Source organism: Bradyrhizobium sp. Bra64 (assembly GCF_024519875.1).
GTDB classification, from domain to species: domain Bacteria; phylum Pseudomonadota; class Alphaproteobacteria; order Rhizobiales; family Xanthobacteraceae; genus Bradyrhizobium; species Bradyrhizobium japonicum_G.
Genome location: NZ_JALJRD010000004.1, coordinates 377,079 through 391,287, shown reverse-complemented (window position 1 = coordinate 391,287; position 14,209 = coordinate 377,079). Strand labels below are relative to the sequence as shown.

At 64.3% G+C, this 14,209-nt stretch carries 14 protein-coding genes and 1 pseudogene; 4 read left to right on the top strand and 11 right to left on the bottom strand.

Annotated features, from left to right (window positions below):
- Window positions 1-65: 65 nt before the first annotated feature.
- Both NR187_RS16865 and NR187_RS16860 read right to left on the bottom strand, forming a co-directional pair.
- Window positions 66-995, bottom strand: coding sequence for an alpha/beta hydrolase (locus tag NR187_RS16865; RefSeq protein WP_211381336.1), 930 nt, complete (start codon window positions 993-995; stop codon window positions 66-68).
- 427 nt (window positions 996-1,422) lie between these two features.
- Entirely contained in the window at window positions 1,423-1,725 is a 303-nt protein-coding gene (locus NR187_RS16860; RefSeq protein ID WP_211381337.1) for a hypothetical protein, read from the bottom strand.
- A 69-nt stretch (window positions 1,726-1,794) separates the two neighbouring features.
- Here NR187_RS16860 and NR187_RS16855 point away from each other — a divergent pair, with 69 nt between their 5' ends.
- Entirely contained in the window at window positions 1,795-3,945 is a 2,151-nt protein-coding gene (locus NR187_RS16855; RefSeq protein ID WP_211381338.1) for a methyl-accepting chemotaxis protein, read from the top strand.
- 54 nt (window positions 3,946-3,999) lie between these two features.
- Here the strand turns inward: NR187_RS16855 and NR187_RS16850 are convergent, their stop codons facing one another.
- The 5 genes from NR187_RS16850 to NR187_RS16830 all read right to left on the bottom strand — a co-directional run bounded on the left by NR187_RS16850 (window position 4,000) and on the right by NR187_RS16830 (window position 8,781).
- Window positions 4,000-5,007, bottom strand: coding sequence for an AraC family transcriptional regulator (locus NR187_RS16850; protein ID WP_211381339.1), 1,008 nt, complete (start codon window positions 5,005-5,007; stop codon window positions 4,000-4,002).
- Between the two features lie 270 nt (window positions 5,008-5,277).
- Window positions 5,278-5,793, bottom strand: coding sequence for a hypothetical protein (locus NR187_RS16845; protein WP_372703138.1), 516 nt, complete (start codon window positions 5,791-5,793; stop codon window positions 5,278-5,280).
- 29 nt (window positions 5,794-5,822) lie between these two features.
- The gene (locus NR187_RS16840; RefSeq protein ID WP_211381340.1) at window positions 5,823-7,445 is read right to left on the bottom strand and encodes an NAD(P)/FAD-dependent oxidoreductase; all 1,623 of its coding nucleotides are present in this window, start codon (window positions 7,443-7,445) and stop codon (window positions 5,823-5,825) included.
- 152 nt (window positions 7,446-7,597) lie between these two features.
- On the bottom strand, window positions 7,598-8,002 hold the full coding sequence (locus tag NR187_RS16835) for a DUF3606 domain-containing protein (RefSeq protein WP_211381341.1): 405 nt from the start codon (window positions 8,000-8,002) through the stop codon (window positions 7,598-7,600).
- A gap of 200 nt (window positions 8,003-8,202) precedes the next feature.
- On the bottom strand, window positions 8,203-8,781 hold the full coding sequence (locus tag NR187_RS16830) for an alpha-ketoglutarate-dependent dioxygenase AlkB (RefSeq protein ID WP_211381342.1): 579 nt from the start codon (window positions 8,779-8,781) through the stop codon (window positions 8,203-8,205).
- A gap of 71 nt (window positions 8,782-8,852) precedes the next feature.
- Between NR187_RS16830 and NR187_RS16825 the strand changes: the two genes are divergently transcribed.
- Window positions 8,853-8,993, top strand: a complete 141-nt coding sequence (locus tag NR187_RS16825; RefSeq protein WP_018321489.1) for a hypothetical protein — start codon at window positions 8,853-8,855, stop codon at window positions 8,991-8,993.
- On the opposite strand, the gene NR187_RS16820 is transcribed toward NR187_RS16825, so the two are convergent.
- From NR187_RS16820 to NR187_RS16805, 4 genes and pseudogenes are all read right to left on the bottom strand, one after another.
- A complete protein-coding gene (locus tag NR187_RS16820; protein WP_211382439.1) occupies window positions 8,990-9,178 on the bottom strand; it encodes a hypothetical protein in 189 nt (62 codons plus the stop codon). The two genes, NR187_RS16825 and NR187_RS16820, sit on opposite strands and share 4 nt — an antisense overlap.
- Before the next feature lie 25 nt (window positions 9,179-9,203).
- The gene (locus NR187_RS16815) at window positions 9,204-10,823 is read right to left on the bottom strand and encodes an ABC transporter substrate-binding protein (RefSeq protein ID WP_211381343.1); all 1,620 of its coding nucleotides are present in this window, start codon (window positions 10,821-10,823) and stop codon (window positions 9,204-9,206) included.
- A gap of 91 nt (window positions 10,824-10,914) precedes the next feature.
- Window positions 10,915-12,369: pseudogene (gene hydA, locus NR187_RS16810) on the bottom strand (dihydropyrimidinase).
- Between the two features lie 104 nt (window positions 12,370-12,473).
- Window positions 12,474-13,082 (bottom strand): TetR/AcrR family transcriptional regulator, encoded by a 609-nt coding sequence (locus NR187_RS16805; protein WP_211381344.1) that lies wholly within the window; start codon window positions 13,080-13,082, stop codon window positions 12,474-12,476.
- A 103-nt stretch (window positions 13,083-13,185) separates the two neighbouring features.
- Between NR187_RS16805 and NR187_RS16800 the strand changes: the two genes are divergently transcribed.
- Window positions 13,186-13,881, top strand: a complete 696-nt coding sequence (locus NR187_RS16800; protein ID WP_211381345.1) for a PspA/IM30 family protein — start codon at window positions 13,186-13,188, stop codon at window positions 13,879-13,881.
- 40 nt (window positions 13,882-13,921) lie between these two features.
- Window positions 13,922-14,197: a YiaA/YiaB family inner membrane protein gene (locus NR187_RS16795; protein WP_211381346.1), complete on the top strand. Its 276-nt coding sequence runs from the start codon at window positions 13,922-13,924 to the stop codon at window positions 14,195-14,197.
- Window positions 14,198-14,209: the final 12 nt, after the last annotated feature.

The following is a 14,209-nucleotide window of genomic DNA, read 5'->3' as shown; positions in this document are numbered from 1 at the left end:
AGGATGAGGTCGCGTTTTGCGGTGAGATATCAGACCCTCATGGTGAGGAGCCCGCACAGCCCCCGCTACGGCAGCCCGCGTGCCTCCAACTGATGCACCAGCAGCAGTGTCGGCTCGGCGAGGCTGTCGCCGGAGCCGTCGAGGCCGAAGGCGGCGGCGATGCCGTCGCGGCTGCGCAGCAGCGAGGCGCGCGGACAGTGGCCGGCGCCGCAGAGCGTCTTCTTCAGGGTCTCGCCCTGTGCCATGATTCCAGCGGAATCGTCCGCGGCCCAGGCCAGCACGATCGGCACGTCGACATTGAGGATGCCGGGGAAGACCGACCGGCTGTTGTACTGGCCGGCGTCGCCGCCGAGATAGGCTTTCTCGCTGTCGCTCGCGTCCTTGCCCGCGCGGTAGATGCCGGACACCAGCACCACGGCGGCGACGTCGGCGCGGTCGGTCTGGAGTTCGGGATGGGCGAGCAGGGTAGCGACATGGAACGCGCCGGCGCCGTAGCCGACCGCGACGATCTCGCGGGCATCGCCGTTGAACAGGTCGATATTGCCGTGGACCCAGGACAGCGCCGCCGCCACGTCGGTCGCTCCCGTCGGCCACGTCGCCGAGGGCGCCAGCCGGTAGTTCACGCGCACGCCGATCATGTCGTTGCGCGCGGCAAAGCACATCACCTGGTCCTGGATCTGGCGCGACAGCTCCGGCGCGGCGCGGTCGCCGGTGAAGGTGTCGCCGGCCACGAACAGCAGCACTGGCCGCGGCGTGTCCGCCTTGGTCGTGCTGGTGGCGACATCGAGCACATTGGCTTCGCTCTCGCCGTAGCGCAGGCCACGCGAGAAGGCGACCTGCTCGCACAGCCGCGCCGTGCCGCCGGCGGCCGTGTCGTTGTCGGTGAGGCCCGCCTGCACGAGATCGGACGGCGCCGTCAGCCGCCCTGGCACCGGACCATGCGCAGAGGCTGTCGCGACGGTCAGAATCAGAAAAAATGCGAGATAAGTCTTCATGTCGGTGCCGGCCCTGCGTGCCTGATATGGGCTCGCGCATTTGGGCTGTCTTTTCAATTCGCCTTATTAGTTAGTTGGCCTTGAGGCGATTTCACGGCACCGGTGGGCCGCCTGGCGAAACCTGTTTGCACAAGCCCCGGCGCAGCCGGTCAATGACCGGCCGGAACGTGCCATCCGCCCATGCCGGCGCTCCGGTGGATGGCGGTTGTTCGATGGTGCAAGCTCTGGCCTGCAAGTTTTTGCGTGCAAGTTCTCGCATGTAGGTCTCTCGGGGTTCGATTTCGTTGCCAATTTCCGACAGGCTTCTTAGGCGGGCTTTAGAGAAGCAACCCCGTCACCCTCAATTCGTCATGGTCGGCTTAACGGGCGTGTCAGAATCCGGACAGAGTGTCGTGGATCGATCAAATAACCTGATAACTCGACTGAGTTAGTAGTCGTCCGGCCGGTCGGATTTCCGCGGCGGGAGTACCGCATGTCGAATGTCATTCAGTTTCATTCGAAGCCACGCGCAGGCGCGCCGGATGTAGCGAGGCGCGTGGATGCCGGTTCGGCCGCCGAGGTTGCAGCGCTGCGTGCAGGCGCGCGAGAGGCTTTCGTTCTCCTGGCCGGACGGCTCGAACTGGCAATGCATCATGCACGCGCGATCGAGACGCGAATGATCGATCCGAGACAACGTCAGGAGTTTGCAGACCAGATCGAGTTCACCCAGCGTCTCCTGGACGTGGCCCATCAGAAAATCCTGCTGCTCTAGACGCCGCATCTCCATTTTACATCGATCAATAGCCAGAGCGAATAAACCATGCGCACCAACTTGCCTGTTACGGGCGTCGAATATCCGCTGACAGACGAAACCCTGATCGTGTCCAAGACCGATCTCAAGGGCAATCTCATCTATTTCAACGACCAGTTCGTCGAGGCGTCGGGCTTCACCGAGCAGGAACTGGCTGGGCAGCCTCATAATATCGTCAGGCATCCAGATATGCCGCCGGAGGCCTTCGCCAATCTCTGGGAGACCTTGAAGGCGGGCAAGGCGTGGGCTGGCGCCGTCAAGAACCGCCGCAAGAACGGTGATTTCTATTGGGTGCTGGCGAGCGCCACACCGATCTGGGAGGGCGGTCACGTGGTCGGCTACATGTCGATCCGGACCAGGCTGCCCGCGGACCAGCGCGAACAGGCCGAGCGAGTCTACACCGCGATTCGGGACAAGAAGGCCAACGTTTTCAAGATCGAAGCCGGCATGATCCGGAAGCGCTCGCCGCTCGACGTCCTTTCGCCGCTCACGCGGTCCTTCAAGGCCCGGCTCACCACGATGGTTGGCGTTCTTTCGGCCTCCATGCTGATCATCGGCATCGTCGGTCTCGTTGGGATGAGCCAGGTCAATCAGCGTGCCAAGTCGATCTATGAAGATCGCTCGGTTCCTCTTGCCCAGCTCTTCGAGATCAACGATCGCATGAAGGAAAGCTCGCTCGTCATGTTGCGTTCCGCAATCGAGGGTCGCAACGGTCACGACGGCGCTAACGTTCAAAGCGCCATCGCCGCCAACGTCGAGAGGATCGGCAAGCTCTGGTCGGACTATATGGCGACGTATCTCACTCCGGAGGAGAAGTCGGTCGCGGACTCATTCACCCCGAAGCGGATCGAGTATGTCGAGCGGGGTCTCAAGCCCGCACTCGGAATGCTGGCCGATCGCAGATTCGACGAGCTGAACGCCCACATGATTGGCAGGGCAGCGCAACTCTTCGACGCCGCAAAGACGGACATGGATCGGCTGGTGGCGATCCAGGTCAAGGAGGCGAAGGCCGAATACGATGCCGCGGAAGCTTCGTTCCTTGTCGCGAATGTGGTTGCGATTGCTGCGCTGTGCCTTGGCTTGCTCGCCGCGGCCTGGCTCTCCCTGACGACTGTCCGCGCGATCACCAGACCGCTGGCGCATTTGAACGAGATCATGTCGAAGATCGCGCAAGGGGTTTTCAACAGCCGCGTCACCGTCGAGCGCGATGATGAGGCAGGAGTCGCGCTCCGCAATCTCCAGGCGCTTCAGGCCAAGCTCGGGTTCGACCGAGAGGCGCAACGAGATCTGGAGAAGCGGACGGCCGCCCAGCGCCGGGCCGACATGCAGAGACTGGCCGGCGAGTTCGAAGCCGCCGTAGGCAATATCATCGAGACCGTCGCCTCCGCAGCGACCGAGCTCGAGGCGACCGCGGGCACACTGACCAATACCGCGGAATCAACGCAGCGGCTTTCGACCACGGTTGCCGCGGCGTCGGAGGAAGCGTCGACCAACGTTCAGTCCGTTGCTTCCGCCACCGAGGAGATGTCCTCGTCGGTGACCGAGATCAGCCGGCGGGTTCAGGATTCCGCCAAGATGGCGGCCGAGGCGGTCAGTCAGGCTCGCCAGACCAACGCCCGCGTCAGCGAGCTGTCGCGGGCGGCCGCCAGGATCGGCGACGTCGTCGAGCTGATCAGCAACATCGCGGGGCAGACCAACCTCCTTGCGCTGAACGCAACGATCGAAGCGGCGCGCGCCGGCGATGCTGGCCGTGGCTTCGCTGTCGTGGCGTCCGAGGTGAAGGCGCTGGCTGAGCAGACTGCCAAAGCAACCGGCGAGATCGGCCAGCAGATCGCCAGCATCCAGACGGCAACGCAGGAATCGGTTGCCGCGATCGAACTGATCGGCGGAACGATCGGACATTTGTCCGAGATATCGACGGCTGTTGCCGCGGCTGTCGAAGAGCAGGGGGCCGCCACCCAGGAGATCTCGCGCAATGTCCAGCAAGCCGCGCGGGGCACCCAGGACGTTTCCTCCAACATCGTCAATGTCCAGCGCGGCGCATCGGAAACGGGCTCGGCCTGCTCGCAGGTCCTGTCCTCCGCGCAGTCGCTCTCCGTCGAGAGCAACCGTCTCAAGACGGAGGTGGACAAGTTCCTGACGACCGTGCGAGCGGCCTGATCGGTCCATCGATGGACCATGCTTCGGCCGCAGCGAGAGCGATCGCCGCGGCCGCTAGCGCGACTGCGCGCGCTTCAGCGTCTCTGACGGAAGCTCGCCATGGAGCCGAAGATAGTCCGCGGCGAAGCGTCCGATGTTCTGGAAGCCGCAGCGAAATGCGACGGCGGTCACCGTGGTGCCGTCGGAGGGAGATCGCAGCAACTCTCCCGCCCGCTGTAGCCGAACCCGCTTCGCGAACTGCGCGGGCGAGCCTTTGCCGGCGCGGGCGAACTCGCGAAAAACGGTGCGGACACTGACGTTCGCAATGCCTGCGATTTCCTCGAGATCGATCGGCCGGCTCCAGTTCGCCTCGATGAACGCCTCGATCCTCTCGACCGCGTTGCGCCCAGCGCCGCGCGGTTCACGCCTGAGCAGATCCGAGAAGTTGTGCTCATGGGCCAGGAGAAACCTGACGACCAGCTCGCGCTCCAGCTCGGCCCGGGCAAGAGGGGAATATTGATCGGCAAACGCCTCCAGCTCCTCTGCGAGATGGAAGACCTGCCGCCGCACGAATGACATGCTGGACGGGTTCGGATCGCATTCGGATAATTCCAGCCGCTTGTCACTTGCGTCACCGGCAAGCGCCTTGATGGTGCGTTCGAGCGCCAGCGTATCGATGCGCAGCACCAGTTGCCGATAGCCCTCGCCGAATTCCAGTCGCAGCCGCGACTTTCCGTCGACGATGGGCGTCCAGGCGCCGATCGAGGTACTCCTGTCCGACGTGGTGAAGCTTGCCCGGCCCTCAATGGAGAAGAATTGCCGCACGAAGTTCGCTTCGGGATACGTCACCACGACGGGACAATCGTACGAGCAAAAGCCCAGACCCACGGCCGTCAGTTTGGCGTAGTTCGCCCGGATACCGAATTTTCCACGCCCCTTGTCGAAGCCGTCCGCGCCGTACACGCTGAACAGCCGCTCCCGCGCAAGCTCACTGTCGTGCGAGTGCACCGCCTCATACTTATCCAGATAAATGATGTCACCCGGTAAACGAGAATCCGAATCTGCGGCCGCAAATCTACGCAACTATCGGTAAGTCGCCACCAATCTCGAATTGCATAACGCGCTCGCGCGCCGTGAAGCTCTATCCCGCAAGCAGCCGTGGACGGCAATTCCATTTGGTGGGGCGCTACGCGCGCATTTGCCGCATATCGGAAACCGGCAAATGGCACTGCATGCTGCGACTTGGTGGAATTTGAAATGCTGCGAGCGGTTGGCAACGCTCGTCGCCATTCGGTTTTGTCGGCGCTCGTCTGCAAGGATACGACCGATGCGCAATTCCGGTGTCGCCGGCGCTCAATTCCCCGGCTGGAACGTGCAATCAGCCCCGCTGCCGTCCTTCCGGCGGATGGCATTGGGGTCGATCGTGCAGCTCAGCTGCGTCAGGCTCTCGAAGTTCGATCCCGCCGCACCGTCGGGCGGGATGCCGGCCAAGGCTTCGGTGGCGAAGATCTCGTTGGCCGTGGAGCCGTTCACGGTCTTGGTCTTCTTGCCGATGGTGATCTCGCAGCTTCGCACGGTGATGTCGACATTGCCGGTACGGCAGACGATTCTGTCCGCGGTCACCACGATCGGCTTCTTGTAGGGAATGTCGCTGCTTGCGGCGAACAGCATCGCCATCGCCTTCTTCTCGGACCCCGACAGGGTCGGCGACAGCGGCGCGATCACCGCCGCGAGCGCCAGTGCTGTCGAGCCCGAGACCTTTGCGGGCGTCGCGCCTGAGGCGCCGGCCATGCCGGAGGCGCCGGCGAAAGCGAGAGCAGAGACGGTGCAGGCCCAGATCCCTGACCGGGGCCATGTCCTGAATGTCATTCGTGTCGCTCCTCTCCCGTCGCGGCTTCTCATGGCTTCGACGCCGCGAGAGACCGCGATCCTATGACAGAACTGCCGCTCCTGGCAGAGCCGTGCGCGCCATGCTGCTTGTCGAGGGCCTTGATGATGGCTGCGGCGACCGTCTGGCCGGACTGCAGCGCGCCTTCCATGTAGCCGAAATAGGCAAAGCAGGTGTGCTCGCCGGCAAAGAACAGGCGGTCCTCGAAACCCCTGGCCAGCAGCGGCCCGGCGCGGCAGACCTCGCCGGGGGCGGGACAGGAATAGCCGGCGGCGGTCCATTCATCGCGCGGCCAGGCCATGAACTCGGGCTCGCCGGCCAGATGCTCGACATAGCCCTTGTAGACGCCGCCGATCTGCCGCGCATAGAACGCGTCGATCCGCGTCTGGTCGCCGGGCTGGTAGTGCTTGAGCGCTTCCTTGGCGACGTCGGCGCCGGCAAACAGGCTGAGCTCGACCGGACGCTCCGGCGGGGCGATCTGGTTGTCCGTCCCTTCCCAGGTGACGCCGAACCGGTTCGAGATCGCCGTCGGAGCGAGGCCCTCGCCGATCCAGAACCGCTTCTTGAGCGGACTGAGATATTTTACCGCCGTCCCCATCGAGACGTAATAGTCGTGCGGCAAAGGGGGCGTGATCGCGATCTTGGCGTCGGGTGAATCCGGCCACAGGCTCGGCGGTATCGCGAGCACGGCGTAGTCGGCGGCGAAGGTCGTGCGGGGCGCGTCGTTTCCGGAGGTGCCGAGGTCCAGGGTCACGCCTTCGCGGTCGATACGGATGGCGCGCACCGGCGTCGACAAATGGGTGCTGGCGCCCTTGTCCCGGATGTCGCGCGCGAGACGAATGGCGAGCTCCTGGTTACCTTCCGAGCAACGCAACGTTTCGGTCTGGGTGAAGAAGGCGTCGATCTGATCCTTCATCCGCCCGCCCGCGATGACGGCGAGGTTGGCGAGAAAGCTCTGCTCGGTGGTCGGCTGGCCGGCGTCGTTGGAGAACTGCTCTTCCATGGCGTGCCTGGTGAGCTTCGAGCAGTCGAGGCTGGCGATCCACTCCGCGATCGTCCTGGCGTCGAGCTTCTTTGCGCCCTTGGCGCGCCAGGGCTTGCGGGGATCGATCCTGCCGGCCCACCGGCTGAGCTTGCCGAAGGCATCGTCCATCTCGTGATAGACCCGCTTCATCTGGCCCTCGGACAGCTTGTCGCCATCGAGAAACAGCGGCATGTCGAGCTCGAGCGCGTCGAAACTGGTGTCCGAGGTGATGACGGACAGGCCGAGCTCGAATCGCTTGGCCTGACCGAGCCAGAGCGGATGATTGTAGCCGATCAGCTCCCCGCCGGCCTCGACGATGCCGCTCGGCTTCTTCTTGCTGAAAACCCGGCCGCCGAAGCGGTCACGGGCCTCGAACAGCGTCACGTCGCAATGCGCCACCAGTTCGGACGCCGCCATCAGGCCGGCAAAGCCGCCGCCGACGATCGCGACTTTCGGGCGTCGCACCGCCAGCGCGCGGAGCGCGGTGGGTGAGCGGATCGATGGCCGGGTGGGTTGAAGGGCGAGCTTGTCCCTGACCCGTCGCTGGCGCTCCGCACCCGAAATCCTGGGTCCGTAACGCCGGTGCAGCCGCGCAAACAGCGAACGCATGGCGTGCTTCCCCGGTTCACAAATCCTGCAATTCCGCCGGAAATGGACGGATAGTACCAAGATTAACGTGCAATCTCAGGAAGAGTCGAGAGCTGCGCCACAGCGGCCGGCCTTCGGCCGTGTGCGTTGCAAGGGCGGTTCGCGCCGCGCTCTCAGGCGGCTTTCTTTCGCGTGGCGGCCTTCTTCGCCGTCTTCTTCTTCTTTGCCTTCTTTGCCGCCTTCTGGGCCGCAAGATAGGCTTCGACCTTCTTCGACGAATGGCCGGCCGCGGCGACGGCGGCCTTCAGCTTCGCGGGCGTGATCTTGAATTTCTTCGACCAGTAGCGGACCTCATAGGCCTCGCTGAGCGCGATCCGGCTCTTGTCGGCGGCGCGGTGCTTCTGGAGCTTGATGTAGGCCTCGACCTTCTTGGCGGAGTGGCCGACCTTCTTGACGGCGTATTTCAGCTTGGCCGGCGTCACCTTGAACTTCTTCGTCCAGTAGGCGACTTCGTATTTCTCGGTGAGCGCAATCAGCGCGCGATCCGCGCCGCCGCGCTTTGCCTTGTCGTCCGCCATGCTTTCCTCCTGCCGTGGATGCAGCCAGTCTAGCATGCAATCGGATTCGGAAGGCAAGGTGAGAGCTGCGTGCGATTGCGCGGAGCGGGCGTTTTGCACCGATGCGTCAAACGTTTGCGCGGCGCGACCCAGCCTCGCGCCGGCAACGGCTTTCTACTGTGCATGGGGTTGTTTTCGCGATTTTTGTTGAGGCCGGCCCGTCAGGCCTGCTTCAACGTTCGGAACGTGATGGAATATCGGCGCGCCTCGACCGGCGGGATGCTGTGCTCCCATTGCGAGCGTGCCTCGCCGTCAATCAGGTAGAGCGAGCGCGGCCGGGCCTCGAGTGTGTGGCGCTCCCATCTGTCGCCGCTGCGGCGGCGGAAGCGGAATTTGCAGGACGAGCCGAGCGACAGGCCGAGGATCTTGTCGAAATGCGGCTTGTCGCGGTGCCAGCCGATGCCGACGCCGGCGTCGTATTCGGTGCAGAGCACCTGCCGGACGCTGCCGCCGGCGAGGCCCGCCCATGCCTCGGCCTGTCGCGCGACGGGCAGCACCCAGTCCGGGATCGGCTCGGCCTCGGCCAGCCGCTGCAGCGAATAGTCGTAGCGATAGCCGAACGAGGCCACCCGGCGGTTGCCCTCGAAGGCGCCGAACTGGAAACGCTGCAGCGGCAATGCTGCGATGCGGCCGATCAGATCCTGCTCGACGGCGGGCTCGACGAATTGGTCCGCGTAGCGAAGCCCCGCAGGGCCGGCTTGCGGATCGGCGAACAAACCAAGCTGCGTCGTTCCTCGCATTTCCGTGATGGAACCTAATGGTGGCTGATGCGACTTATCTATTAACGCGGGGAGTAACGTGCGAGGCTGTCATGGCACACAAGCATACCGCCGATCCGGCAGAGATCATGCGGGCGACCGGTCACCCTGAGCTGGAATATGCCGCCGGCTGGACCATCGCCGGTCTGGTCACCATCGGCACCATCGTCGCGGCTTGGGTGTTCGCGATCTAGGCTGCGGGAAACCGCAGCTCGAAGGCCGCGCCCTGGTCTGCGGGCTTAAGCCCGATCGAGCCGCCATGGCTCGCCATCACCGCGCGCGATCGCCAGCCCCATCCCGGTGCCGTCCTGGCAATGCCGCGCGCGAGCGAGGCGGTCGGAAAGAGGCTTTCCGACCGAGCAGGCGCGATCTGCTTCACACAGCGTCAGCGTTGCCCGCCAAAATTAGCCCTTGGCGAACTGGCGATAGTCCGGCTCGCGGTGAAACCAGAACTCGTAACCGCTAATCGCCTTCTGCATGGCGACGTCATGGATCGGCTGGTTGAGCGGGACGACGGGAACGTCGCGCATGCAGAGCGTGATGAAATCCTTCACGGCCTTGTCGTACTCGGCTGCGTCCGTGGTGAACCGCGCCTTGTCGATCAGCGCGTCCATCTCCTTGTTCTGGTACGAGGAGATGTTGAAGATCGAATTGTTGCCGTGGAAATTCCAGTAGAAGTAATATTCGGGATAGTCCAGCCAGCCGCTGAAGCGGTTGAGCGCGAGCGGCAGCTCCTTCTTGTTCAGCGTGGTGCGCCAGTTCGCGCCGGGAATCTTCTCGATCGCCGCCTTGATGCCGACCCTGGCCAGGCTCTCCTGGATCAGGATGGCGGTCGGCTCGCCGACCGTGGCGGTGCCGGTGTCGAGCGACAACGTGGTCTCCAGTCCGGCTTCGAATCCCGCCTCCTTCATCAGCGCCTTGGCCTTGTCGAGATCGGTGACGTAGGGAAACGGCTGCGGCCAGACCGGCTTTGAAACGTCCGCCGCTCCGCCGTACATGGGAACGGCACGGCCGAAGAAGGCGCTGCTCTGGATTTGCTCGTACGGCATCGCCCAGGCGATGGCCTGGCGCAGCTTGACATTGTCGAACGGCGGCTTCGCTGTGTTCAGCGCAACGTACCAGAGCGCGTTTGGGATCGGCACGCCCGAGACCTTGACCTTGCCTTCCTTGATGATCTGCTCGAAATCGCGTGGCGCAAAGCCGCTCGAGATGTCCGCATCGCCACGCTCCAGCATCGCGCGGCGGGTGCCGGCGGAGGGGACGTCGCGCGCGATCACGCGCCGGAGCTTCGGCAGCGGTCCGCTCTTCCAGTCGTCGAACCGCGCCAGCACGGTCTCGCTGCCCGGCTTCCAGCTTTCGATCCTGTAGGCGCCGCCGCCGGCCTCGTTGTTCCTGAGCCACGCCAGCGCCCAGGGGTCTTCCGGCGTCGCGTTCTTTTTCGCAAGCTCCGAGTTGATGACGAAGGGCACGACCACTGCGACGTTGAACAGCAGCATCTTGTCCTTGCGGACGTAGTCGATGCGGAACGTGTGGTCGTCGACCACGACGAACTGCTCGGGCTTTTCCAGCGATCCCGCCGACATCTGAAAGGTCGGAAAGCCGCCGACCTTCACCGCGCGGTCGAACGACCATTTGACGTCCTTCGCGGTAACAGGCGTGCCGTCGTGGAATTTCGCGTCTTTCCGCAAGCGGAAGGTGCAGGACATGCCGTCGGCGGCAACCTCCCAGCTCTCGGCGAGTTCGGGCGCCAGCTTCTCGCGGTCATAGGACACAGTCCCATCGGGCAGTGTCGTGGACGCGTAGGTCAGCAGGCGATCGTAACAATTCCAGGACAGGCCGTTCACGGTCTGGTTGGAGCCGACCCCCTGCATGTCCAGCGAGTTCGGCCCCAGTTCCTGCACCACCAGCAGCGTCTCTGCGCGCCCCTGCGCCCAGGCAAAGCGCGGCGCGACGGCGGTCATTCCAGCGATGCCGAGGCCGCCGAGCACGTCGCGGCGGTTTACGTCGAAAGATGATGCGCTCATCGCGGCCTCCAGGAGAAAGTTGCGACATAAAGAGGCAAAGCGCGTGCCATCAACCGGGATTCATGGCGTCGCATCCCGCGTCGATCGCGTCTTACGGTGTCACCGCTCCGCGTGCGACCGCGCGCGGGGCGGTCAGCTCCTTCCAGGTCGAGTTTGCCACATGCACGGGCGAGAACGCCGGGCGCTCGACATAATGACCGTCACCGGCCTCGGCGCGCAAATCGCCGTCGTTCCAGACGACGCGGCCGCGCGATAGCGTCGCCGCCGGTCCGCCGGTGCAGGAAAAGCCCTCGAACACATTGTAATCGATCCGGCTCATCTGCCGCTTCGCGCTGATGGTCTTGCTCGCCTTGGGATCCCATACCACGACGTCCGCATCGGAGCCCACGGCGACCGCGCCCTTGCGCGGATAGATGTTGAGGATGCGGGCGATGTTCGCCGACGTCACTGCGACGAATTCCTCCTTCGTCAGCCGTCCCGTGGTGACGCCCGCCGTCCACAGCAGCGCGAGGCGATCTTCGAGGCCGCCGGTGCCGTTCGGGATCTTCCTGAAGTCGTCGCGCCCGAACCGCTTCTGCTCCGTGGTGAAGGCGCAGTGGTCGGTTGCGACCACCTGGAGCGAGCCGGCTTGCAGGCCGGCCCACAGGCTGTCCTGATGCGACCTGTCGCGGAACGGCGGCGACATCACGCGCTGGGCGGAATGATCCCAGTCCTTGTTCTGGTATTCATCCGCATCGAGCAGCAGGTGCTGGATCAGCGGCTCGCCATAGACGCGTCTGCCCGCCGCGCGTGCGCGGGCGATCGCCTCATGCGCCTCGCGGCAACTGGTGTGCACGATGTAGACCGGCGTCCCCGTCATGTCGGCGATCATGATGGCACGGTTGGTGGCTTCGCCCTCGACCTCCGGCGGCCGCGAATAGGCGTGTCCCTCGGGGCCGGTGACGCCGCGCGCGATCAACGCCTCCTGCATCAAGGCGACGACGTCGCCGTTCTCCGCATGCACCACCGGCATGGCGCCGAGATGGGCGCAGCGCGCGAACGAGTTGTAGAGCTCGTCGTCGTTCACCATCAGCGCGCCCTTGTAGGCCATGAAATGCTTGAAAGTGTTGATGCCGTAGGTCTTGACCACAGTCTCCATCTCGTCATGGATCTGCTTCGACTACGATGTCACCGCCATGTGGAAGCCGTAGTCGGCGGCTGCCTTCTCCGATTTGTGCCGCCACTCCTGGTAGGCCGCGAGCATCGACTGGCCGGGGTCGGGCAGGCAGAAATCCACCACCATCGTGGTGCCGCCGGTCAGCGCCGCCTTGGTGCCCGATTCGAAATCGTCGGCGGTCACGGTGCCCATGAACGGCATTTCGAGATGGGTGTGCGGATCGATCCCGCCCGGGATGACGTAGGCGCCACCGGCATCGAGGATCTCGCAACCGGTGGGCGTCTCGACCGATGCCCCGACCGCGACGATGGTCTCGCCGTCGATCAGCACGTCCGCACGGCGCGAATGATCATGATTGACGACGGTGCCGCCGCGGATGAGGAGGGACATGGGAGGCTCCGGAGGAGGGGGACCTCGCGAAGGCTAGGCGCGCTGAGCGCAATGCGACAGGCGAAATTTTAGTCACACGTCGCCAGCGGCTTCGCACTCGGCCTCTACGCCGCTTGCGCGATCAACCCGTCGATCATCGCACGCACCAGGCCGGCGATTTCCTTGCGCAGCGCCGGTAATGGAACTGCCACCAGTTTCTGCTCCAGCCCGAGCGCCACCATGCCATGCACGGACGAGAACAGACTGCGCGCGGTGACGCCGAGCTCCTCCGCGCCTCGCTTTGGAAACAGCGCGGCCAGCGGCACGTAGATGTGCCTGAACAACTGCATCTGGTCCTCGATGGACCAGTCGGGCACGGCCTTGTCGGCCTCCATGCGGTGCTCGAACAACGCGCGCCAGAGCTGGAGATTTTCGGCGGCGAAATCGCAATAGGCGATCGCGATGCGGACCAGCGTCTCCTGCGGCGATGGATTGCCCGCGCGCACTGCCGCGCTGAGCGCCTCGTCGAGCCGCCGTAGCGTGCGCGAGCCGACGCGCAGGACCAACTCGTCCACATCGGCGACCAGATTATAGACTGCGCCATTGGCGCAGCCGATCTCGCGCGCCAGATCGCGAGTTTTCAGGCCTGCCAATCCGCGAACCGCGATCATTCGTTCCGCCGCCAAGATCAGCTCCGTGCGCAATTTCTCTCGACGTTCCAGGGTCTTAGTCATTTCATCGCCAAATTATTGAGCGTCGCTCAAATATTTATTGAACGATGTTCAAGTTCTCTGCTACAAATCATCTGTGAGCAACGCTCATAACAGGGAGCAGCAGATGTTCAAGACCGTAGTGACACTTTTCCGCGGCAGCGTTGCCGCCGCAGGCGAGGAGCTGGAAGACCGCACGGCCCTTCTGATCCTCGACCAGCAGATGCGCGACGCGGCAGCCGCCGTCGAGCGCAGCAAGCGGACGCTTGCGCTGGCGATCGCGCAAGACCAGCAGGAAGGCCGCAAGCTCGAGGCGACCGTCGCCCGCATTGCCGATCTCGAGACCCGCGCAGTTGCGGCGCTCGACGGCGGCCGTGAGGATCTCGCCAAGGACGCCGCCGAAGCCATCGCGGGCCTGGAGGCCGACCGCGATGCGGCGATGACGGCACGTGCCTTGTTCGCGACCGAGATCGCGCGGCTGAAGCGGCATGTGGCAAGCGCTCAGGCGCGTATCACCGAGCTCGACCGCGGTCGTCGCGTCGCCCGCGCCTCGGAAGCGGTGCGCTCGCTTCGCCGCAGCGGCATCGAAGCGGCACGTCCTTACGAATCAACGCTGCCGGAGGCGGAGAGCACTTTGAGACGTCTACGCGACCGGCAGATGGCAGCCCAGGCCGCCGACGATGCCCTGGTCGAACTCGATGCGGCCTCCGGTCCGCTCGCCACCGCCGAAAAACTCGCCGAGCAGGGCTTCGGCCCCCGGCTCAAGACCACCGCGGACGACGTGCTGGCGCGGTTGAAATCCAGGCGCACGCCGACTGCGTGATCTCAAACCCGATCATCGTTCGAACCAACAGGAGACCATCATGAACCAGAACGGCCAGCCCCACAGCAGCGCCTGGGTGACCTTCACTTATGCGTCCTTCGCAGCCTCCGCCTTCCTTGTTGCTATCGGCGTCTTCTTCCTGCCGATCGATCTCTGGATGAAAGGCTATCTCACCATGGGCGTCGTGATGCTGATCCAGACCTGCATCACCCTGACCAAGACGGTCCGCGACAATCATGAGAGCAGCCGGCTGGTGAACCGCATCGAGGATGCCAAGGCCGAACGCCTGCTGATGGAAGTCTCCAAGGCGGCTTGAACGAGGCGGCTT

What these genes read in the sequence shown, in the direction of transcription:
- NR187_RS16865 (WP_211381336.1), bottom strand. Translation starts at nt 995, where the DNA reads ATGAAGACTTATCTCGCATTTTTTCTGATTCTGACCGTCGCGACAGCC.
- NR187_RS16860 (WP_211381337.1), bottom strand. Translation starts at nt 1,725, where the DNA reads ATGGGCCACGTCCAGGAGACGCTGGGTGAACTCGATCTGGTCTGCAAA.
- NR187_RS16855 (WP_211381338.1), top strand. Translation starts at nt 1,795, where the DNA reads ATGCGCACCAACTTGCCTGTTACGGGCGTCGAATATCCGCTGACAGAC.
- NR187_RS16845 (WP_372703138.1), bottom strand. Translation starts at nt 5,793, where the DNA reads ATGACATTCAGGACATGGCCCCGGTCAGGGATCTGGGCCTGCACCGTC.
- NR187_RS16840 (WP_211381340.1), bottom strand. Translation starts at nt 7,445, where the DNA reads ATGCGTTCGCTGTTTGCGCGGCTGCACCGGCGTTACGGACCCAGGATT.
- NR187_RS16835 (WP_211381341.1), bottom strand. Translation starts at nt 8,002, where the DNA reads ATGGCGGACGACAAGGCAAAGCGCGGCGGCGCGGATCGCGCGCTGATT.
- NR187_RS16830 (WP_211381342.1), bottom strand. Translation starts at nt 8,781, where the DNA reads ATGCGAGGAACGACGCAGCTTGGTTTGTTCGCCGATCCGCAAGCCGGC.
- NR187_RS16825 (WP_018321489.1), top strand. Translation starts at nt 8,853, where the DNA reads ATGGCACACAAGCATACCGCCGATCCGGCAGAGATCATGCGGGCGACC.
- NR187_RS16815 (WP_211381343.1), bottom strand. Translation starts at nt 10,823, where the DNA reads ATGAGCGCATCATCTTTCGACGTAAACCGCCGCGACGTGCTCGGCGGC.
- NR187_RS16805 (WP_211381344.1), bottom strand. Translation starts at nt 13,082, where the DNA reads ATGACTAAGACCCTGGAACGTCGAGAGAAATTGCGCACGGAGCTGATC.
- NR187_RS16800 (WP_211381345.1), top strand. Translation starts at nt 13,186, where the DNA reads ATGTTCAAGACCGTAGTGACACTTTTCCGCGGCAGCGTTGCCGCCGCA.
- NR187_RS16795 (WP_211381346.1), top strand. Translation starts at nt 13,922, where the DNA reads ATGAACCAGAACGGCCAGCCCCACAGCAGCGCCTGGGTGACCTTCACT.